21 protein-coding genes are annotated in these 18742 nt (G+C 63.0%); 6 read left to right on the plus strand and 15 right to left on the minus strand.

What is annotated here, in order from left to right:
• Position 1: 1 nt before the first annotated feature.
• The 6 genes from ACFWYE_RS10850 to ACFWYE_RS10875 all read right to left on the minus strand — a co-directional run bounded on the left by ACFWYE_RS10850 (position 2) and on the right by ACFWYE_RS10875 (position 5455).
• Entirely contained in the window at positions 2 to 1039 is a 1038-nt protein-coding gene (locus ACFWYE_RS10850; protein WP_379068944.1) for a C45 family autoproteolytic acyltransferase/hydolase, read from the minus strand.
• Positions 1029 to 1757 (minus strand): glutamine ABC transporter ATP-binding protein GlnQ, encoded by a 729-nt coding sequence (glnQ, locus tag ACFWYE_RS10855; protein ID WP_379068947.1) that lies wholly within the window; start codon positions 1755 to 1757, stop codon positions 1029 to 1031. The genes ACFWYE_RS10850 and glnQ overlap by 11 nt, the downstream gene beginning before the upstream one ends.
• Positions 1754 to 2410: a glutamine ABC transporter permease GlnP gene (glnP, locus tag ACFWYE_RS10860; RefSeq protein ID WP_379068951.1), complete on the minus strand. Its 657-nt coding sequence runs from the start codon at positions 2408 to 2410 to the stop codon at positions 1754 to 1756. Before glnP ends, glnQ begins: the two co-directional genes overlap by 4 nt.
• Positions 2411 to 2474: 64 nt before the next feature.
• The gene (glnH, locus tag ACFWYE_RS10865) at positions 2475 to 3215 is read right to left on the minus strand and encodes a glutamine ABC transporter substrate-binding protein GlnH (RefSeq protein ID WP_379111311.1); all 741 of its coding nucleotides are present in this window, start codon (positions 3213 to 3215) and stop codon (positions 2475 to 2477) included.
• Positions 3216 to 3236: 21 nt separating this feature from the next.
• Positions 3237 to 4574, minus strand: a complete 1338-nt coding sequence (locus ACFWYE_RS10870; protein WP_379111313.1) for an aspartate aminotransferase family protein — start codon at positions 4572 to 4574, stop codon at positions 3237 to 3239.
• Positions 4571 to 5455 carry a MurR/RpiR family transcriptional regulator gene (locus tag ACFWYE_RS10875; protein WP_379068960.1) on the minus strand — a complete coding sequence of 295 codons (885 nt, stop codon included), beginning with the start codon at positions 5453 to 5455 and terminating at the stop codon, positions 4571 to 4573. Before ACFWYE_RS10875 ends, ACFWYE_RS10870 begins: the two co-directional genes overlap by 4 nt.
• Positions 5456 to 5559: 104 nt before the next feature.
• On the opposite strand from ACFWYE_RS10875, the gene ACFWYE_RS10880 reads away from it, so the two are divergent.
• Positions 5560 to 6411, plus strand: coding sequence for a 3-keto-5-aminohexanoate cleavage protein (locus ACFWYE_RS10880; protein ID WP_379111315.1), 852 nt, complete (start codon positions 5560 to 5562; stop codon positions 6409 to 6411).
• 32 nt (positions 6412 to 6443) lie between these two features.
• Here the strand turns inward: ACFWYE_RS10880 and ACFWYE_RS10885 are convergent, their stop codons facing one another.
• Positions 6444 to 7955, minus strand: a complete 1512-nt coding sequence (locus ACFWYE_RS10885) for a PLP-dependent aminotransferase family protein (RefSeq protein ID WP_379111317.1) — start codon at positions 7953 to 7955, stop codon at positions 6444 to 6446.
• Between the two features lie 246 nt (positions 7956 to 8201).
• Between ACFWYE_RS10885 and ACFWYE_RS10890 the strand changes: the two genes are divergently transcribed.
• Positions 8202 to 8420 carry a hypothetical protein gene (locus ACFWYE_RS10890; RefSeq protein WP_379111319.1) on the plus strand — a complete coding sequence of 73 codons (219 nt, stop codon included), beginning with the start codon at positions 8202 to 8204 and terminating at the stop codon, positions 8418 to 8420.
• A 54-nt stretch (positions 8421 to 8474) separates the two neighbouring features.
• On the opposite strand, the gene araD1 is transcribed toward ACFWYE_RS10890, so the two are convergent.
• From araD1 to chvE, 4 genes are all read right to left on the minus strand, one after another.
• Entirely contained in the window at positions 8475 to 9467 is a 993-nt protein-coding gene (gene araD1, locus ACFWYE_RS10895; RefSeq protein ID WP_379111321.1) for an AraD1 family protein, read from the minus strand.
• A gap of 164 nt (positions 9468 to 9631) precedes the next feature.
• Entirely contained in the window at positions 9632 to 10891 is a 1260-nt protein-coding gene (gene mmsB / locus ACFWYE_RS10900) for a multiple monosaccharide ABC transporter permease (protein WP_379111323.1), read from the minus strand.
• Positions 10888 to 12426 carry a multiple monosaccharide ABC transporter ATP-binding protein gene (gene mmsA, locus ACFWYE_RS10905; RefSeq protein ID WP_379111325.1) on the minus strand — a complete coding sequence of 513 codons (1539 nt, stop codon included), beginning with the start codon at positions 12424 to 12426 and terminating at the stop codon, positions 10888 to 10890. Before mmsA ends, mmsB begins: the two co-directional genes overlap by 4 nt.
• Before the next feature lie 140 nt (positions 12427 to 12566).
• Positions 12567 to 13628: a multiple monosaccharide ABC transporter substrate-binding protein gene (gene chvE, locus ACFWYE_RS10910; protein WP_379072983.1), complete on the minus strand. Its 1062-nt coding sequence runs from the start codon at positions 13626 to 13628 to the stop codon at positions 12567 to 12569.
• A gap of 265 nt (positions 13629 to 13893) precedes the next feature.
• Here chvE and ACFWYE_RS10915 point away from each other — a divergent pair, with 265 nt between their 5' ends.
• The 3 genes from ACFWYE_RS10915 to ACFWYE_RS10925 all read left to right on the plus strand — a co-directional run bounded on the left by ACFWYE_RS10915 (position 13894) and on the right by ACFWYE_RS10925 (position 15619).
• Complete coding sequence (locus ACFWYE_RS10915) at positions 13894 to 14859, plus strand: LysR family transcriptional regulator (protein WP_379111327.1); 966 nt, start codon at positions 13894 to 13896, stop codon at positions 14857 to 14859.
• 128 nt (positions 14860 to 14987) lie between these two features.
• On the plus strand, positions 14988 to 15305 hold the full coding sequence (locus ACFWYE_RS10920) for a hypothetical protein (RefSeq protein WP_379111329.1): 318 nt from the start codon (positions 14988 to 14990) through the stop codon (positions 15303 to 15305).
• Positions 15306 to 15382: 77 nt separating this feature from the next.
• A complete protein-coding gene (locus tag ACFWYE_RS10925; RefSeq protein ID WP_379068984.1) occupies positions 15383 to 15619 on the plus strand; it encodes a hypothetical protein in 237 nt (78 codons plus the stop codon).
• Between the two features lie 38 nt (positions 15620 to 15657).
• Here ACFWYE_RS10925 and ACFWYE_RS10930 read toward each other — a convergent pair whose 3' ends face one another.
• The 4 genes from ACFWYE_RS10930 to alaE all read right to left on the minus strand — a co-directional run bounded on the left by ACFWYE_RS10930 (position 15658) and on the right by alaE (position 17712).
• Complete coding sequence (locus tag ACFWYE_RS10930) at positions 15658 to 16008, minus strand: hypothetical protein (RefSeq protein ID WP_379111330.1); 351 nt, start codon at positions 16006 to 16008, stop codon at positions 15658 to 15660.
• A 417-nt stretch (positions 16009 to 16425) separates the two neighbouring features.
• Positions 16426 to 16656, minus strand: a complete 231-nt coding sequence (locus tag ACFWYE_RS10935) for a hypothetical protein (protein ID WP_379068990.1) — start codon at positions 16654 to 16656, stop codon at positions 16426 to 16428.
• A 95-nt stretch (positions 16657 to 16751) separates the two neighbouring features.
• Entirely contained in the window at positions 16752 to 17126 is a 375-nt protein-coding gene (locus tag ACFWYE_RS10940) for a hypothetical protein (protein ID WP_379068992.1), read from the minus strand.
• Between the two features lie 127 nt (positions 17127 to 17253).
• Positions 17254 to 17712: an L-alanine exporter AlaE gene (gene alaE, locus ACFWYE_RS10945; protein ID WP_379111332.1), complete on the minus strand. Its 459-nt coding sequence runs from the start codon at positions 17710 to 17712 to the stop codon at positions 17254 to 17256.
• Positions 17713 to 17961: 249 nt separating this feature from the next.
• Between alaE and minC the strand changes: the two genes are divergently transcribed.
• On the plus strand, positions 17962 to 18720 hold the full coding sequence (gene minC / locus ACFWYE_RS10950) for a septum site-determining protein MinC (RefSeq protein WP_379111421.1): 759 nt from the start codon (positions 17962 to 17964) through the stop codon (positions 18718 to 18720).
• Positions 18721 to 18742: the final 22 nt, after the last annotated feature.

Below are 18742 nucleotides of genomic sequence, written 5' to 3' on the forward strand. Positions count from 1 at the left end.
ATTATCGGATCGCGTCAGACCGAGAAACTCCCCTCAGGACGAACCGTGGAGCGTCGTCCTTCGTGTCGTAAACGCACCAGTCAACGGATTCCGCGCCGACATGGAAGACAGCCGTTGCCAGCGTATTCTCATGATCGGGGTCGTCGGGTTGTCTCCGGTAGATCGGCAATGCCTGTTGACCATGATCCCACAAGGTGGACAAGGGGTCCGTTGAGCCTTTGGCGATGTCGTTTCCGCGATCCTGTCTCGACAGCGAAGATGCGGTGATGATCTGCCGTTCGTTTGCCATGGCCGGATGGATCAGGTGGTTCGCGTGGCAGCGCCGCTGCGCGAGCATTTCGACCGAGCAATTGGTGTGCGTGAATTCGATACTTGCCAGCCGGGAATCCCCCTGCTGGGCTAGCGTCATGTGAAAGGCGCCGGCGCGGGGCGCGCCGCTCAGCAGATCGACGGCCTCATCGAGCGTATGGCAGTCGAACAGGGCGCGGCCCAGGATCATCCGCGGCAGGCCGATGCCGACGCCGCGCGAGCGAATGTTGTTGACGGCCTGCACGAGGCCGGCCCCGGTCACCGCGAAGGTATGGCCCGGAATTGACGCGGGGTACACAAAGCTTGTGAAGGCGATACCTTCCTCGGGACGGACATGAGCAAGCGCGCAATGGCCGTGGAAGCCGGGGTCGCCGTCCTCGTTGTGCGCAAGGATCGGCTCCGCGCCTGGTATCTGCACGGTGGTGCAGCCGTCGGGCGCGAAGGCCCAAACGTCGCCGCGACAATTCCACAGGAAGACGTTGTCAAAGGGCAGGTCGAGGCCGAGTGCCAGACCCTGCAGCTCCATCCAGTAGGCGGGGAAGCGGGCTTCGACCAGCCGACGCATGGCTTCGATACGGGGATCGTCGCGAAAGCCCATGACGGAGGCCCAGGCATGACTGACGATAAGATGGCGATGGGCAATTTCCCGACCGAAGCGGCCAAGCTGCAGGCCGACTTCCACCGGCGTGCCGATGATCTCGATGAAGCCCAGCCGAGGGTCAATGGACATGCTGCAGGAACTCTCGCAGGCGTGGGTTTTCCGATCTGGCGAGCAGTTCAGCCGGATTGCCGTCGACCGAGATCTTGCCGTCCTCCATGAAGATGAGCCGCGTGCCGACTTGGCGGGCAAAGGCCATCTCATGCGTCACCACGATCATGGTCATGCCTTCCTCGGCCAGCGCCTGCATGACACGCAGCACCTCATGGCGCAGTTCCGGGTCGAGTGCGGAGGTCGGCTCGTCGAACAGCATCAGCTTCGGCTTGACGGCCAGCGCCCTGGCGATCGCCACCCGCTGCTGCTGTCCTCCCGAAAGCTCGGAAGGATAGTGGTGGCCACGGTCGGCGAGACCGACCTTGGCAAGCAGCGTCCTGGCCTGTTCCTGCGCCTCCGCCCGGCCGAGGCCGCGCACGCGGCGAGGACCAAAGGCGACGTTTTCGAGCGCCGTCATCTGCGGAAACAGGTTGAACTGCTGGAACACCATGCCGGCTTCCTGGCGGATCAGGCGCACCTGCGAACGACCGGCTTTCACGCTGATGTTGTCGACGACGAGGTCGCCGCCATTGATCTCTTCGAGCGCGTTGATGCAGCGGAGCAGCGTCGATTTGCCCGAGCCGGACGGGCCTATCAGCACGACCACCTCGCCGGCATCGATGTTGAGGTCGACTTCGCGCAGCACCACGATGGGGCCGAATGTCTTGGTGACCTTTCGAAACTCCACGATGCTCATAGGATCCGCATCCTCTTTTCAGTGATACGCAGGATCAGCGTCATGGTCCCGGTCATCAGCAGGTAGAGCACTGCCACCGCGCTCCAGATCTCGACGGCGCGGAAGTTGGCGGCCATGATTTCCTGGCCCTGGCGGGTGAGTTCGCCGACACCGATGACGATGAACAGCGACGTGTCCTTCAGGCTGACGATGAACTGGTTGCCGAGCGGCGGTATCATGCGCCGGAAGGCGACCGGGCCGATGATGTAGACCAGCACCTTCCATATCGGCAGGCCGAGCGCGAGGCCGGCTTCCTTCAATCCTTTGTGCACTGACAGGAAGGAGCCGCGCACGATCTCCGCGATATAGGCGCCGGCGTTGACGATGATGGCGGTGACGGCGGCGGTCATAGGGTTGACGCGGATATCGGCGAGCATCGGCAGGGCGAAATAGATGAACATCACCTGCACGACGATCGGCGTGCCCCGGATGAGCTCGACATAGGCAAAGGCGATGGCGTTTAGGACCACATTGCCGTAGGCGCGCATCAGCCCGGCGATGAACCCCACGACAAGGCCGCCGGCAAGCCCGGCCAGTGTGATGAGGATGGTGAGGCGGGCGCCGCTCAGCAAGGCGGGCATGGCCCCGGCAATGACGGACCAATCGAATTCCATGAAGGGCTCCCCGAGCGTGAGGAGGGCGCGCCGGCCTTGCCGGCACGCCCGGCTAAAGAAAGCGCTAGAGCTTTGGCTCGGCGCCGAACCACTTCTTGTAGATTTCGGTGTAGCGGCCGTCCTTCTTCATGTTGGCGAGCGCAACATTGACCTTTGCCACCAGGTCGCTGCCTTTCGGGAAGCCGATGCCGTACTGGTGTGCCATCATCTGCTCGCCGACGGCCTTCACCTTACCGCCGCCGGCGGTCTTGACGTAATAAAGCACGTTCGGCGTGTCGTGCATGGCGGCGTCGACGCGGCCGGTCTGGAGCTCCAGATAGGCGTTGTCGATGTTGGGGAACTGGCGCAGTTCCGTTTCCTTGAAGTGTTCCTTGGCGTAGTCCGTCGCGGACGTGCCGGTCTTCACGGCCAGCACCTTGCCCTTGAGGTCGTCTGCGCCCTTGATGGCGCTGTTGGCCGGCACCATCAACAGGAAACCGCTGTCATAATAGCCATCCGAGAAGTCGATGACCTTCTTGCGTTCGTTCTTGATGGTGATGCCGGCGAGCGCGACGTCCACCTGCTTGGTCTGGAGGGCAGGGATGATGCCGTTGAAGTCCATCGGCTGAAGCGTGTAGGTGACACCGATCTCCTTGGCGATGGCTGCCCACATGTCGATGTCGAAGCCGACGTATTTGTCGCCCTCCTTGAATTCAAAGGGTACGAAGGCCGTGTCGGTGGCAACCACCAGGTCTTCGGCGCGGGCGCCGGGGGCAAGGGCGATCGCCGTGGCAAAGGCGGCAAACAGAATAGAACGCAGCTTCATGACAGTTCCCCTTTTACTTGGTTATGTGTTTGCGAGAGTGCTTGTGGCGGCGTCGATCGCATCGCCCAGCCGTTCGACGATCCGGCCGATGTCATCGCGGTCGACGATGAAGGGTGGGGCGAGCAGCACATGGTCGCCGAGCCGCCCGTCGAGGGTGCCGCCCATCGGATAGACCATCAGGCCACGCGCCATGGCTTCCTTCTTGATCAGGCCGTTCAATTTGAGTTTCGGATCGAAGGGCCGCTTGCTGGCGCGGTCGGCGACCAGCTCGACGCCGCGGAACAGGCCGCGCCCGCGAATGTCGCCGACATGGTGGTGGTTGCCGAGGCGTTCGGTGAGCTGCCGGTCCAGTTCCGCACCCATTGCGGTGACGTTGGCGAGCAGGTTTTCGCGCCGGATCACCTGCTGCACGGCAAGGCCGGCAGCCGCGGCCATCGGATGGCCCATATAGGTATGGCCATGCTGGAAGAAGCCGGAGCCATTCGAGAAAGCATCGAAGACCTTTTCCGAAAGAAGCACGGCGCCGACCGGCTGGTAGCCTCCCCCCAGCCCCTTGGCGATGGTCATCAGATCAGGGGTGACGCCGTCCTGTTCGCAGGCGTGCAGCGTGCCGGTGCGGCCCATGCCACACATCACCTCGTCGAGGATGAGCAGCACGCCGTAGCGGTCGCAGATTGAGCGGATGTGTTTCAGGTAGTCGGCAACAGGCGGCACCGCGCCCGCCGTTGCCCCCACCACCGTCTCGGCGACGAAGGCGATGACCTGATCGGCCCCGAGTTCGACGATCTTGTCCTCGAGTTGCTGTGCCGCGCGCACGGCATAGGCCTCGTCGCTCTCGTCCTGTTCCTGCAGGCGATAGGCATAGCAGGGGTCGATATGATGGGTTTCGATGAGCAGCGGCTTGAATTGCGCGCGGCGCCATTCATTACCGCCTGCCGCAAGTGCTCCCAGCGTATTGCCGTGATAGCTCTGCCGGCGCGCGATGATGTGGCGGCGCTGCGGTTCCCCCTTTTCGACAAAATATTGCCGCGCCATCTTCAGTGCGGCCTCCACCGCCTCCGAGCCGCCGCTGACCAGGTAGACGTGGCTGAGCCCGGCCGGCGAGTCTTCGATAAGCAGATCGGCCAGTGCCTCCGCCGTCTCGGACGTGAAGAAGCCGGTGTGGGCATAAGCGAGCCGGTCGAGCTGTTCGTGCAGGGCGGCCAGCACGGCGGGATGGCCGTGGCCCAGGCACGAGACGGCAGCACCACCAGAGGCGTCGATATAGGCCTTGCCTGCGGCGTCGAAGAGCTCGATGCCCTTGCCTCCCACGGCAACCGGCATACTGGAATGGATGGTGCGATGCAGGATGCGGGTCACGGACGCTTCGTCCTCGTCTTGAGATGGGTGTTGAGAGCGGCAGACTGGCGGTCGACGCCAGCCAGTGCTGCGCTGGCCGTGTCCCCGGCCTGGCCGGCAACGAGTGCGCCCAGCACTTCGGCAACGACGAAGGCCGGCGACATTGTATGAAGGAACGAAGGGCTTTCCGTCGGCACGATGACCGTGCAGGCCGCGAGCTGGGCAAGGGGGGCGACAGGGCTGTCGGTGATCGCGACGAGCGGAACGCCCGATGCGCCGGCATAGTCGGCGATTTCGATGGTCTGGCGCGTGTAGGGCAGTACGCTGGCGGCGACCATGACGTCCTGTGCCGTCGCGTTGCCCAGCGCATCGGCGCCGATCCCGCCGACGGCATCCAGCATGATCGAGTGTTTTCCGGCGAGCGAAAGGATGTAGTGCAGGTGCCAGGCTGGCGAATGACTGGAGCGCAGGCCAAGGCAATAGATGCGCCGAGCTGCGCCGAGCCTGCGAGCTGCGTCGACGAGCGTATCAAGCGTACCCGGCTGCGAGAGCTGGCTGATCTGCGCGGCGATGCCGCCCAGCATGTCGGCTGCCAGCGCATGATCGCCCTTGAGCTTCTGGCTTTTCGCCTGGATCCCGACGCGGCCGGCAAAGCCCGTCACATCGTTGCGCATGGCATCGGCATATAGCTGCCGGATATCCTCATAGCCGGAAAGACCGAGATGTTTGGCAAGCCGTGTCATGGTGGCAGGCTGTACGCCCGCCTGCCGGGCCTGCTCGCGCATGGACAGGAGGGCAACGTCATGTTGCTGGTTCAGCACGTAGCGCGCCGCGGTCTGCAGTTGCTCCGACATGGTGTCGAAAGCCTGGACGATCGTTTCAGCAAGGGGACCTGTTTGCATGCTGAATGAATTACATCCATCTCTCCATGTTTGCAACACTTGTTTCAAGATGTATCATGATGATTGAGATGGATCATTGTTTGCGACAACGAGGTGCAGGGGACATGAATGAACAGCTTCAGTCGCAACGGGTCGTGATAGCAGTCGCGCCGAACGGAGGACGGCGCACCGAAGTCGACCACCCGGGCATACCTTTGACCACGTCGGAACTCGCCCGGACGGCCGCCGAATGCCTGGATGCGGGCGCGGCGATGATCCACGTCCACGTGCGCCGGCCGGATGGCCGTCATCTGCTGGATGCCAATGCCTACCGGCAAGTGATCGACGCCATCCGCGCGGAGGTGGGCGATCGTCTGGTGATCCAGATCACGACGGAAGCACTCGGCCTCTATGTGCCGTCCGAACAGATCGCCGTCCTGAAGGCGGTGCGGCCGGAAGCCGTCTCGCTGGCACTGCGCGAACTCGCGCCCGACGAAACCGCCGAGCCTGCCTTCGCGGAGGCGCTTGCCTGGATGAAGAGGGAGAATGTTTCGCCGCAGGTCATCCTTTATGATCCGGCGGAAGCCCTGCGCCTGGCTGCAATGATCAGCCGTGGCCTCGTGCCTTGGCCGGACATTCCAGTGCTCTACGTGCTTGGCCGCTACACCGTCTCCCAGACATCGCGGCCCGCTGATCTCCTGCCGTTCCTGGGGCCCGGCGCGCCACGGTTTTCCCATTGGAGCGTATGCGCCTTCGGGCGGCATGAAGCCGCCTGCGTGACCGCTGCCGCATTGCTCGGCGGCCATATCCGCGTAGGCTTCGAGAACAATCTGTATCTGCCGGATGGTGCGCTAGCGAGCGGCAACGCGGATCTGGTCGAAGCGGTGACCACAGCCATCAGGAAGCTGGGATACGTACCTTGTGATGCAGCAGGCGCTCGTGTCCTCGCCGATGCGTCAACGCGGACACGCGAGTGACGTAGCTTTCCGCTGAGCTCCGAGGCGCAGATCTACAGGCCAGCGCGATCACGTCGCTGCACCTTTGCGTTCATACTCTCAAACGCATGGCCCAGCCGCGCGACGCCCACGTCAATCTCCGCATCCGTCAATGCGGAGAAGCCGAGCAGGAGACCCTGGCGCGGGCTTTTGCCGATACACATGGGTGAAATGGGGAGAACGGTAACGCCGGCGCGGCGGGCGGCACCGGCGAAAACGATATCGTCAATTTCTTCAGGCAGCCGCGCAATCATATGGACGCCCTGGTGGGGCGTATTCACTGTGAACGGAGCCGCTTTTCGATCGCCGAGCGCCGACGCCAGGCTGTTGCGGGACATCCGGTAGGTCTCGCGCAAGCGTCTCAGATGGCTCGAGAAGTGCCCTTCGCGCAGGAAGTCGGCCACCACCAGCTGCTGGAACGGCGCAGGAAAACGATCGAGCAGGATGCGCATCCTGCGAAAGGCCGGCACCACCTTGTCGGGAACGACGAGATAGCCGAGGCGCAACCCCGGCAGCAGCGCCTTGCTGAAGGTGCCGATATAGATGACGCTCTGATGGTCGTCGATGCCCTGGAGCGCGGCCAGCGGCCGTTCATCGTAGCGGAACTCGCTGTCGTAGTCGTCTTCCAGGATCCAGCTGCCGTTTGCGGCCGCCCAGTCGACAAGCGCCAGCCGGCGGGCCATCGAGAGCACCGCACCGGTCGGGTACTGGTTCGACGGCGTCACATAGACTGCCCGAATGGCGTCACCATGTTCGGCCAGGCTGTCGACGCGAAGGCCATCCACGTCCACCGGCACGGCGACCTGCCGGGTGCCGTGCGCGGCCAGGGCCAGCCGTGCCGGCGGATAGCCGGGGTCCTCGATCGCCACCTGGTCTCCGGGGTCGGTCAGCGTGCGAATGGCGAGATCGATCGCCTGCTGGGAGCCGGCGGTGATGAAGATGCGTTCGGGCGAACAACGCAGGCCGCGCGCCGCGGCGAGATAGGACGACACCGTTTCCCTGAGAAGCAGTTCCCCCTGTGGATCGCGATAGTGGTCCGAGAGGATGCCGACATGGCGATACGCCAGCCGTTTCAGGATGGAGCGCGTCTTCGCGTCGGGAGCGGAGCGGCCGGTGACGAACGGGACTTGCGGTGGAGGTTCCAGCACCGCCGATTGAACGGAAGCAAGTGCCGCGCGCGAAAGGCGAGGCGAGACGGCGGTGCGTTCCGTCTGCGCGTGTACGGCCGTGGCCGATCGCTCGGGCACATCCTCGGCGACATAGGTGCCCGATCCGCCGCGCCCGGAGGCGTAGCCCTCGTTGAGCAGTGTTTCGTAGGCTTCGACGACGCTGCCGCGCGATACGGACCAGAGCTTCGTCGCGGCGCGCGTCGAAGGCAGTCGCGCCGCCGCCGGTATCTGGCCGGAAACGATGGCCTGGCGCAACTGGAGGTAAAGCTGCCGGCTGATCGGCATGGTCGAATGGCGCTCCAGGGCAACGTGCACCAGATGGGCGGGACCTTCATGCCGGCGTGAACTTCGTTCCACTCGAAACTCCGAAAGGCGGTCCGGGTCGATCCACTGAAGTGGACCTTCATTTTTGACTGAAACCGGAAGAACAATGAACCACTTTTAGGAGGATCAACGCAAGATGCGTCGTGATGTGCCGGCTGTTCGAAGCGTCCTGTTCGCGGTTTTGGCCATTGCCTGCCTGGCGATGCAAGCGACGTCTGTTCATGCTATGGTGAGGGCTTCGCAGCTGCATGCCGCATGCGCGGCGTCAGGAGGCCTGACATGACAGCTCTCCCATTGCTTGCAAGACTGCCGGGCGCCGTTGCGCTGGCATTCGCGGTTCTGGCCCGCAGGTGGACATCGATCGATATCTTGCCGTCCGAGGGCGCCGTCTGCTCGGATCGTCTCGAACGGGAAATGAGCGAGCTGATGCAATGGTCGAGGCCGGTCTGGCTGGCGCCGATGGTCGACAACAGATCTGACTGGCATCCGGTGGATTAAGGCCCGACGCGCAAATATGACGCGCTGGGAATAACTCTCGGGATTGTCGCCTTCCTAGAGCGCCTTCACCACCACGGTCTCGGGCTGTTCGATCTCGAGCGGATTGCGCAACGGCAGGCCGAACTCAGGCGCTTCGATTTCGAAGACGTCGCCATCTTCGGTGCGAATGCCGTCGGCGAAGGACAGCGTCGCCGTGCCGAACATATGCACGTGAACGTCGCCAGGCCGGCGAAACAGCGCATATTTGAAATGGTGGTGTTCGAGATTGGCGATCGAATGCGACATGTTGGTTTCGCCCGACAGGAACGGCTTCTGCCACAGCGCCTTGCCGTCGCGCAGGATGCGCGAGGTGCCGCGGATGTCGGCGGGCAGGTCGCCGATCAGGATCTCCGGGCCGAAGGAGGCGTTCCTGAGTTTCGAATGGGCGAGGTAGAGATAGTTGACCCGTTCGGTGACGTGGTCGGAAAACTCGTTCGACAGCGCAAAGCCGACGCGGAACGGTTGGCGATCGTCGCCGATCACATAGATGCCGGCGATTTCCGGTTCCTCGCCGGCGTCTTCGGCGAAGGCGGGTGAAAGCAGGGCGGCACCCGGCGCCGCCGCCATGGTGCCGTTGCCCTTGTAAAACCATTCCGGCTGTACGCCTGCCTGTCCCGCCGCCGGCTTGCCGGCGTCAAGGCCCATGCGGAACATCTTCATGGAATCGGTCAGCTGTTCCTCGCCCTCGGCATTCAGCTTCCTGTGCATGGCGTCGCGCGTTGCCGCGGAGCCGAGATGGGTGAGGCCGGTGCCGGTGAGATGCAGATGCGCCGGGTCGGGATGGTTGATCGGCGACAGCAGCCGGCCTTTCCGGTAGAGCGCTTCGAGGTCGACCGTGTCGGCAAGGCCCTTCTTCTCGATCAGCGCTTCCAGCCCGCTGCCGGTGCGCGCCGCTTCCGTCGCCAGCGAATAGACGCTGCGGGCGCCGGTGACGACGCGGGCCTTGCCGCCATTGCGCGCCACGACGCGGATGGCATCGCTGTCGTCGAGGAACTGGGAGATCAGCATGATGTCCTCTTTCCGCCGGTAGTCGGCAAAACCCTTCCTGCGCGGCCCGGTTGGCGGTCCGCGTTCAAATGCTTCATTCGGATGTTGCCCGCGGGGGCTTCATTGCCCCGAATGTACGGCCGGTTACCGGCCTGCGAGCGGCCCTGGTCCCTTCTTTCCGGGTGTCAGGCCTTCTTCTTGTTGTAGAGATCGAAGGCGACAGCGCCGAGCAGCACCAGGCCCTTGATGACCTGCTGCCAGTCGATGTTGATGCCCATGATGCCCATGCCGTTGTTCATGACGCCCATGATGAAGGCGCCGATCACCGCGCCGGCAACCTCGCCGACACCACCCATGGCCGAGGCGCCGCCCACGAACACCGCCGCGATCACGTCGAGTTCCATGCCGGCCCCCGCCTTGGGCGTCGCCTGGTTGAGGCGGGCGGCATAGATCAGCCCGGCCAACGCCGCCAGCATGCCCATGATGACGAAGACATAGAAGGTGAGCCGTTCGGTCTTGATGCCGGAAAGGGCCGCCGCCTTGATGTTGCCGCCCATGGCGAAGATGCGGCGACCGAAGGTCATGCGCTTGGTGATGAACACGAACAGCGCCGTCAGGATACCCATCACGATTAGCACGTTGGGCAGGCCCCGGTAGGAGGCGAACTTGTACATCAGGAACATGATGATCACGGCCATGATGGCGTTCTTGATCGCGAACAGGCCGAACGGTTCGGTTTCGTGGCCGTGGCTTTCCTGCGCGCGCCGTGCCCGCGTTGCCGCGTAGAACATGCCCAGCACGATCAGAACGCCGATCAGCATTGTCGTCGAATGCAGCGCGATGCCAGTGTTCGGGATCGCGGCACCGGAGGCATTGAGCGCCGGCTCGATGATGGTCCAGCGGCCGATGACGTCCGGAATGAAGCCGGCCGACAGCATCTGGAATTCGGTCGGGAAGGGGCCGACGGAACGGCCGCCGAGCAAGGCGAGCAGCAGGCCCTTGAACACCAGCATGCCGGCCAGCGTCACGATGAAGGAGGGGATTTTCATATAGGCGATGAAATAGCCCTGCGCGCCGCCGATGACGGCGCCGACCGCGATGCAGGCCAGCGCGGCAAGCAGCGGATTCCAGCCGTAGTCCACCATCAGCACCGCCGCGACCGCGCCGACGAAGCCGGCGACGGAACCGACCGAAAGGTCGATATGGCCGGCGACGATGACCAGCAGCATGCCGAGCGCCATCACGATGATGTAGGAGTTCTGCAACACCACATTGGTGAGGTTGACCGGCAGGAACAGGATCCCGTTCGTCATCACCTGGAAGAACAGCATGATGACGATCAGGGCCAGCACCAGCCCGTATTCGCGCAAGTTCTCCTTCAGAGCGTCGCGCATGGATTGCCTGGCTGGAGCCGTCTCGGTGGGCGTCGCGGTTTCGGTGGTCATGATGCCGCTTTCTCCTCCCCGCGGACGATCGCCCGCATGATCTTTTCCTGGCTGGCCTCGTGCCCGGCGAGTTCGCCGACGATGCGGCCCTCGTTAAGCACGTAGATGCGGTCGCAGATGCCGAGCAGTTCCGGCATCTCCGACGAGATGACCAGTATGCCTTTGCCCTCATCGGCCAGCTTGTTGATGATGGTGTAGATCTCGTATTTGGCGCCGACGTCGATGCCGCGCGTCGGCTCGTCGAGGATCAGGACGTCGGGATTGGAGAACAGCCATTTCGATAGCACCACCTTCTGCTGGTTGCCGCCCGAAAGATTGCCGGTGACCTGGTAGACGCTGGACGAGCGGATGTTGGTGCGCTTGCGGAAATCCTTGGCGACCTTCAATTCGCGCATGTCGTCGATGACGCCGGCCTTCGAGGACACTCCCGGCAGATTGGCGACCGTCACATTGTGCTTGATGTGGTCGATCAGGTTGAGGCCGTAGGTCTTGCGGTCCTCCGTGGCGTAGGCGAGGCCGGCGGCCACCGCCTTCTCCACCGTCGTGGTGTCGGCGGGCTTGCCGTGCAGCAGTACCTCGCCGCTGATCTTGGTGCCGTAGCTGCGGCCGAATACGCTCATGGCGAACTCGGTGCGCCCTGCGCCCATCAGGCCGGCGATGCCGACGACCTCGCCCTTGCGCACCGAAAGGTTGATGCCCTTGATGATCTGGCGCTCGGGGTGCAGCGGATGGTGCACCACCCAGTCCTTCACCTCGAAGATGGTTTCGCCGATCTTCGGTGTGCGCGTCGGATAGCGGTCTTCCATGGTGCGGCCGACCATCGAGGTGATGATGCGGTCTTCGCTGACGTCGTCGCGGTCCATGGTCTCGATGGTGCGGCCGTCGCGGATGACGGTGACGCGGTCGGCCACCTTCTTCACTTCGTTGAGCTTGTGCGAGATCAGGATCGACGTCATGCCCTGGCGCTTGAATTCCAGCAGAAGATCGAGCAGCGCGTGGCTGTCCTTTTCCGAAAGGCTGGCAGTCGGCTCGTCCAGGATCAGCAGCCTGACCTCCTTCGACAGCGCCTTGGCGATCTCCACCAGCTGCTGCTTGCCGACGCCGATATTGGTGATCAGCGTGTCGGGATTTTCGCTGAGGCCGACGCGCGCCAGCAGTTTCTTGGCGCGGCTGCGCGCCGCGTGCCAGTCGATGACGCCGAACTTCGCCTGTTCGTTGCCGAGGAAGATGTTCTCGGTGATCGACAGCAGCGGCACCAGCGCGAGTTCCTGGTGGATGATGACGATGCCGACGCGCTCGCTGTCATGGATGCCGCCGAAGCGGCATTCCTGGCCGTCGAAATGGATTTCGCCCTCATAGCTGCCATACGGATAAACGCCGGAAAGCACCTTCATCAGCGTCGATTTGCCGGCGCCGTTCTCGCCGACAATGGCGAGGATCTCGCCTTCCTGGACACTCAGATTGACGTCCTGCAGGGCTTTCACCCCGGGAAACGTCTTGGTGATGCCGCGCATCTCCAGAATGGTTTTTGCCATTGCCAAACCCGACGCCTGTGGAGCCCGCCCGCGAAAGGCCGGGTCCCCATGATACAGAACGGCCCAAGAGGCTAAAAGGGGTTGTTGAAAGCCGCGAAAGGGGCTCCGCGCCGTGTTGCCGGCGCGGAGCCCGGGCCTGATTACTTCAGGTCTTCAGCCTTGATGTAGCCGGACTTGACCAGCAGTTCTTCGTAGTTCGACTTGTCGACTTCGACCGGCTTCAGCAGCACCGACGGAACCACCTTGACGCCGTTGTTGTAGGTCTTGGTGTCGTTGATCTGCGAAGGCTCCTTGCCCTGCATGACCTGGTCGACCACCTCGGCGGTGACCTTTGCCAGTTCGCGGGTGTCCTTATAGACGGTGGAATACTGCTCGCCGGCGATCATCGCCTTCACCGAAGGCACTTCGGCGTCCTGGCCGGAGATGATCGGCCAGGGCTGGTCGCCGGTGCCGTAACCGACGCCGCGCAGCGAGGAGATGATGCCGCGCGACAGGCCGTCATAAGGTGCCAGAACCGCGTCGACGCGGCTGCCGTCCGAATAGTTGGCCGACAGGATGTTGTCCATGCGAGCCTGTGCGACCGCCGCATCCCAGCGCAGCGTGCCGACCTTTTCCATGCCCATCTGGCCCGACTTCACGACGAGGTCGCCTTTGTCGATCAGCGGCTTCAGCACCGACATGGCGCCGTCATAGAAGAAGAAGGCGTTGTTGTCGTCCGGCGAGCCGCCGAACAGTTCGATGTTGAACGGCCCCTTCTTCTCCGGATATCCGAGGCCCTTGAGGATCGAATTGGCCTGCAGGACGCCGACCTGGAAGTTGTCGAAGGTGGTGTAGTAGTCGACGTTCGGGCTCTGCTTGATCAGGCGGTCATAAGCGATGACCTTGACGTTCTGCTCGGCTGCCTTCTTGAGCACGTCGGAAAGCGTGGTGCCGTCGATCGAGGCGACGATCAGCGCCTTCGGACCCTTGGTCACCATGTTCTCGATCTGCGCGAGCTGGTTCGGGATATCGTCTTCCGCATATTGCAGATCGGTCTTGTAGCCCTTGGCTTCCAGAGCCTTGACCAACTCGTTGCCGTCGCTGATCCAGCGCAGCGAGGACTTGGTGGGCATGGCGATGCCGACGAGGCCCTTGTCTTCGGCGTGCGCGCCGAAGGTCATGGCTGCGAAACCGATCGCCACCGTGGCGATCAACGTTTTCATGAGCTTCACTGTCTCTCTCCCTAAGTTGAAGAATGCCGCACCGGAAATCCGGCGCCCGCGCAATGCCGCCGGATGGCGGCCCGTCGATCCCTGCTAACCTCCCAGTCGCCCGCTGTCGCCTCCGGCCGTTCTTTCAACGCCGGCTAAGTCTGCCGCAGCGAGCGCGCGAAGGGTGGTTCCCTTTGACATAACTGTCAAATTCGATCTTTGCTGTTTGGTATACCGAAATTGGTATATATGTGTCGGCAGTAGGCGGAGGTGGCAGGTGGATAGCCAGCGGGAAGGCATCGGGCGGTCGGATGGCGCTGCGCTCCTGCACAGCGGGCTCAGCCTGCGCCACATGCGCATGATCGTGGCGCTCGACGATCATGGCCGGGTCAGCGCGGCGGCCCAGGTGATGAACATCTCGCAGCCGGCCGCGTCGCGCATGATTGCCGAAATGGAGGCCATTCTCGATGTGACGCTGTGCGAGCGGCTGCCGCGTGGCATCGCCATGACGCCGTACGGCAAGGCTCTCGCCAGGCGGGCCCGCATTATCCTGATCGAGATGCGCGAGGCCGACCGCGAGATCGCCGAACTGAAGGCGGGCAAGGGCGGTTCGGTGTTCCTCGGCGCCGTGACGGCGCCCGCCATCGAACTGGCGGTTCCGGCCATCCGGGAGATCCGCCGGCTCTATCCGCGTATCGAGATCACCATGCAGGTCGAGACCAGCAACGTGCTGGCGCGCGAGTTGATCGCCATGCGCCATGACTTCATCATCGCGCGCGTGCCGGACGACCTCAATCCGCGCCTGTTCGAAAGCCGCGTCATCGGCATCGAAAAGGCCTGCCTGATCGTGCGGCGCGGCCACCCGCTGATGGTGAACAGGACGGTGCGGCTCGAGGAGACCGCCGGCTATGACTGGGTGTTCCAGTCGGGCTCGTCGCCGCTGCGGCAGGTGATGGAAGCGAATTTCCTCAACCGCAACATCACCTTGCCGGAGCGCATCTTCAATACCAGCTCGCTGCTGCTCACTTTGGTGATGGTGGCGCAGTCGGATGCGATCGCACCTGTCTCCGTGCAGGTGGCGAAATTCATCCAGGGGCCGGAAGGATTGGGCGGCGCCATCGACGTGCTGCCGACGGATTTCGACATCGAAGTCAGGCCCTATTCGCTGATCACCATGAAGCAGCGCGTGCTCTCGCCCGCTGCCAAGATGCTCTACGACTTCATCCTGCGCGAGGTCAGCTGAAGCGTGGGCGAGCTGTTTCCGGCCGGATTTGGCTGATTGCCTTGCCTGTGCGGGCGCGATGCCGTAGCGATGCTTCGATGGATGCAACCCGGCACAGGACACAGAACCTGACACAGAGACTTCTCTGCGTGCTTCTCGTCCTGTTCTTCTGGCAGTACGGGCAGCCCGGAGCAGCCATCGTCTCCGACGGCGCGCCGCGCATTTCGGTCGCCCAGCCGGACCTGAAACTCGGCCTGCCGAACAAAGCGCCCGCGCTGGCACTGGAGAGCGCCCGCTCGATCCGCGCGAAATTCCATGCATCGGCCTTTGATGCGATCCTGCCCGGCCCTGATGCGCTGGATGCGCCGGTTCTGTCTTCCCGCGCCGTCGCATCGGCCGCGCGTGACATCGGCGGGCAGAAACCCGAGCACCCGCAGGCTCGCGACCCGCCGGCGGCGTTGGCCTAGGCCTTAAAGGCTACCCTCCACATTTCCGATTTCATGCGTGCTGCTTCCGGGCAGCTGCGCCAACACGGGCATTTCGAATGAACCGTATCCTCACTCCGTATTCGCTGTTCGGCGTTGCGGTCGCGACGCTGCTCCTGTCAGCCAAACTGCTCATCTCGGTTGGCGTCATCCATTGGGTGATCGCTGCCTTGCTGGACCTGCCGCTTCTGCCTCAGCTCGTCCTGGCCGGTATCCTGGCCGTTCCAACGCTGATCCTGATCTGGAGGATTATCTGGCTGTGCTACGAGGCCGAGACCAGCCCCGAGAACAACTGAAGCAACTTCCGCCCCGGCCTGCCGGGGCGGGCCTTGCATCATAGGCCCCAGGGATGCTTCGGCGCTGGATCGCCGAGTGGATCGTGAAGATCATCCACCTCCGGAAAAAGCTCCCTGAGACCCATCTGGCTCATCGCAGCCGCAGACTTCGCCTCGAGTTGTGCGGCGTTTCTCTTTGCCCATTCGACAAGGTGAGCGACGTCGGGTTCTCCTTGAAGTGTCGGCGATACCCACTCGACCCATTCGCGGATTCTTGCCGCTTTTTCGTAATCCGTGATGCAGGCATCCAGGAGGTTGAGCCGATGCTCGTCGCGTTCCTTGCGCCGTAGGGCGAGAAACCTGCGGCGCTGCAGTGCAGTTTGTTCGACCGTCGGGGAAAAGGCTTCCATAGCGCGCTCCTGCCAAGACATTGCAGGCGCCAGTTCAGCAAATCTGCGTTGCGCAGCCACCCGTTTCTTGCTCGAATTCTGGAAACACCGTGAGCTTGCGCCGAATGGATGTTGCAGGAAACGGGTGGGAGGTCGGTTGGATTCTTGCGAGGCTTCTTCCGTTCCATTCGGGAGGCCACGCAAATGACACCGTTCCTTTTGGCACTCAACAGTCACGCCGCAGCGCGAGGCGAAGGGCTGCAAACCGAATTCACCCGGCACTACGCACGGTTGCTGCGGATGGCCCAGTCGCGGGCTGAAACTCAGCGGTTCGTCAGATTGCCGAAGCCGGCACCGCGGCAAGGCTCCTGACGGCCGACATTGTCCGCCCGCTCATCCGGCTGTCCATCATCATGCCACCATGAAACGCCGGACCGCTCACGCCTGAGAGGCCTCTTCAATCGCTTGCTTCAGGTGTCGCTGGCGCGAATAGCCGGACGACACGGCCAGGCGGGTGAGATGCAGCTCATGTTCCTGCAGCTTGTTTGCAATCAGCAGGGCGACAACGGCAGCGCGCGCATCGCCGTCCGAAGCAGCGATAAGGACATCTGCCGCCCTGTCGATTTCCAGCCGCACTTCGTCGTCCGGTAGTCTTGCCGGTTCGGTCATGGTCGTACTCTCCAGAGCAGTTCGAGCAAAAGCGCAAGGCGGTTTTGCGTAAGACAAAAGTCGGAACGGTTTCGCGCTTCAGAAACCGAACCGCGTTACGCCGCCTTGCGCACGAGCAGGTCGATTTCGCAGTTGGCTGCAACGGGCAGCGCGTTGGCCGGCGCGTTGATCTCGACCACTGTCATTTCGAACGCACGCGAAACTTCAAAAAAGGAACGGCTCTTGCTCAAGGCAAGGATCGCGGCTTCTTCCGCGCCGATCCAGGTGTTGGCATTCCTGGCGTCATCATCCGTATAGTCAGGGTCGTCGTCATGGCAGCCACGCTCGTCCCAGCCCTCGAGCAGGGAGTGTCCTGCCAGTCCATCCAGCGGATGTATCTTTTCGCGAATGAAGACGGCTTCCGCTGCTTTCGACGCGTTGCGGAGTTCTTCCTTCGTCGCGCCATCCATCCTGATCGTGAGAGTCCACATTCCAGCCTCCTGCGGCTTCGGGAAAGGCAGTGAACAAAAAGAGAACAAAAATGTCAAGCGGAGTCTTCAGAACGCCGGAAACGTGCCGCCTTGCGTGTCGAAAACAGGCGGTCCCGCCCCACGATGATCAGGGCGACGGCACGTCTTTCTCCACGGCTTCAGGGTGTCCGCTCTCCGGCTCGGAGGGAAGTCGAAACAGTTTCCGGCACCATTCCAGGAATAGGCCATAGGGCCGGCCGCAGAGTGCGGAGATGACCACGATGCTGCCTGCGGCCGATACGATCTGCGAGGCGGTTGCGCCGTTGATGGCAAGAAGCACGCAGTAGACCGGTATCTGGAAACTGACATTGGCGACTGTATCGACGCCAATGGCCCCCAACTGGCTGGAATGGGCACCTGTCAGGCGGAACAGCCAGTCGCGGTATATGCCGTATGGGCGGCCGATGAACAGGATGACCGGTATTGCAGCAAGCCGCACGCCGGCGCTCTGCCAGGGTGTCAGCCCCGCGACGACGATTTCGACGAACGCTCCGACGATCGTCGAAAACACGATCTGCGCGACTGTGTCGGCGAGATATCTGCGCATGGCTTGCTCACGGGCCTTTTCATCATCAGCATCCGGCTGGCGTGGGCATGTCAACCATCGCCACCCGGCGCAAGGCTGGCGGCCCGTGTCCCGGCTATGCAACGAGAGCCGGGCGAAAGCACTCCGGCCCGTCGACCGATGCCCAGCCGACTATCCGATTGCACGTGTCAAACCACCTTGCGCGAGCCGGGCGTTAACCTTTTGTTAACCATTTCGCTCCTACACCTTGGAAACCGAAAATTAACTAAGATCACCATCGTGTTAACCAAACCCCGGCCCATCCGCCTCAAGGGGCGTTCCTTCCTTGCCCTGTCGCTTACCCCGGAATTGCCGTTCGAGGACTGGCTTGCCGGGCTCGACGATCTGGCCGCCCGTTCCGCCGGGTTCTTCCTCAGACGGCCCGTGGTGCTCGACATATCCGGCCTCGACATCAAGAAGGCGGAACTGCGCACGCTGGTCGACGAACTGAGCCAGCGCAACGTCCGCGTCATGGGCCTCGAAGGCGCGCGGCACTCGCTGCTTGGCCCGGACATGCCGCCGGCCATGAATGACGGCCGCCCGGCCTCGGATTTCGATCCGGCGGCTGAGGACGAATCAGCTGAGGCCGGCGAATCGATCGCAACGCAGGATGCGCCCGCCATGGAAACGATCGCGGCTGCCGGGCCGTCGGTTCAGGTCACCGGTTCGCTGGTCGTCAACGAACCGGTCCGCTCCGGCCAGTCGATCTTTTTTCCCGAAGGCGATGTCACCATCGTCGGTTCGGTCGCCTCGGGCGCGGAAGTCGTGGCCGGCGGCTCGATCCACGTCTACGGCACGCTGCGGGGGCGGGCGCTTGCCGGCACCACCGGCAACGGTTCGGCGCGCATCTTCTGCCGCAAGCTGGAGGCGGAAATGATGGCGATCGACGGCTTCTACCTCACGGCGGAGGACATGGAGCCGGATCTGCGGGGGCGGGCAGTGCAGGTGTGGCTGGAAGGTCATGCGCTCAAAACCGGTATTTTAAGCTGACCCGACGAAGGTCCATAAAGGA

The organism is Mesorhizobium sp. NPDC059025, from assembly GCF_042739655.1.
GTDB lineage: Bacteria > Pseudomonadota > Alphaproteobacteria > Rhizobiales > Rhizobiaceae > Mesorhizobium.

What these genes read in the sequence shown, in the direction of transcription:
- ACFWYE_RS10850 (WP_379068944.1), bottom strand. Translation starts at nt 1,039, where the DNA reads ATGTCCATTGACCCTCGGCTGGGCTTCATCGAGATCATCGGCACGCCG.
- glnQ (WP_379068947.1), bottom strand. Translation starts at nt 1,757, where the DNA reads ATGAGCATCGTGGAGTTTCGAAAGGTCACCAAGACATTCGGCCCCATC.
- glnP (WP_379068951.1), bottom strand. Translation starts at nt 2,410, where the DNA reads ATGGAATTCGATTGGTCCGTCATTGCCGGGGCCATGCCCGCCTTGCTG.
- glnH (WP_379111311.1), bottom strand. Translation starts at nt 3,215, where the DNA reads ATGAAGCTGCGTTCTATTCTGTTTGCCGCCTTTGCCACGGCGATCGCC.
- ACFWYE_RS10875 (WP_379068960.1), bottom strand. Translation starts at nt 5,455, where the DNA reads ATGCAAACAGGTCCCCTTGCTGAAACGATCGTCCAGGCTTTCGACACC.
- ACFWYE_RS10880 (WP_379111315.1), top strand. Translation starts at nt 5,560, where the DNA reads ATGAATGAACAGCTTCAGTCGCAACGGGTCGTGATAGCAGTCGCGCCG.
- ACFWYE_RS10890 (WP_379111319.1), top strand. Translation starts at nt 8,202, where the DNA reads ATGACAGCTCTCCCATTGCTTGCAAGACTGCCGGGCGCCGTTGCGCTG.
- araD1 (WP_379111321.1), bottom strand. Translation starts at nt 9,467, where the DNA reads ATGCTGATCTCCCAGTTCCTCGACGACAGCGATGCCATCCGCGTCGTG.
- mmsB (WP_379111323.1), bottom strand. Translation starts at nt 10,891, where the DNA reads ATGACCACCGAAACCGCGACGCCCACCGAGACGGCTCCAGCCAGGCAA.
- mmsA (WP_379111325.1), bottom strand. Translation starts at nt 12,426, where the DNA reads ATGGCAAAAACCATTCTGGAGATGCGCGGCATCACCAAGACGTTTCCC.
- chvE (WP_379072983.1), bottom strand. Translation starts at nt 13,628, where the DNA reads ATGAAAACGTTGATCGCCACGGTGGCGATCGGTTTCGCAGCCATGACC.
- ACFWYE_RS10925 (WP_379068984.1), top strand. Translation starts at nt 15,383, where the DNA reads ATGAACCGTATCCTCACTCCGTATTCGCTGTTCGGCGTTGCGGTCGCG.
- ACFWYE_RS10930 (WP_379111330.1), bottom strand. Translation starts at nt 16,008, where the DNA reads ATGGAAGCCTTTTCCCCGACGGTCGAACAAACTGCACTGCAGCGCCGC.
- ACFWYE_RS10935 (WP_379068990.1), bottom strand. Translation starts at nt 16,656, where the DNA reads ATGACCGAACCGGCAAGACTACCGGACGACGAAGTGCGGCTGGAAATC.
- ACFWYE_RS10940 (WP_379068992.1), bottom strand. Translation starts at nt 17,126, where the DNA reads ATGTGGACTCTCACGATCAGGATGGATGGCGCGACGAAGGAAGAACTC.
- alaE (WP_379111332.1), bottom strand. Translation starts at nt 17,712, where the DNA reads ATGCGCAGATATCTCGCCGACACAGTCGCGCAGATCGTGTTTTCGACG.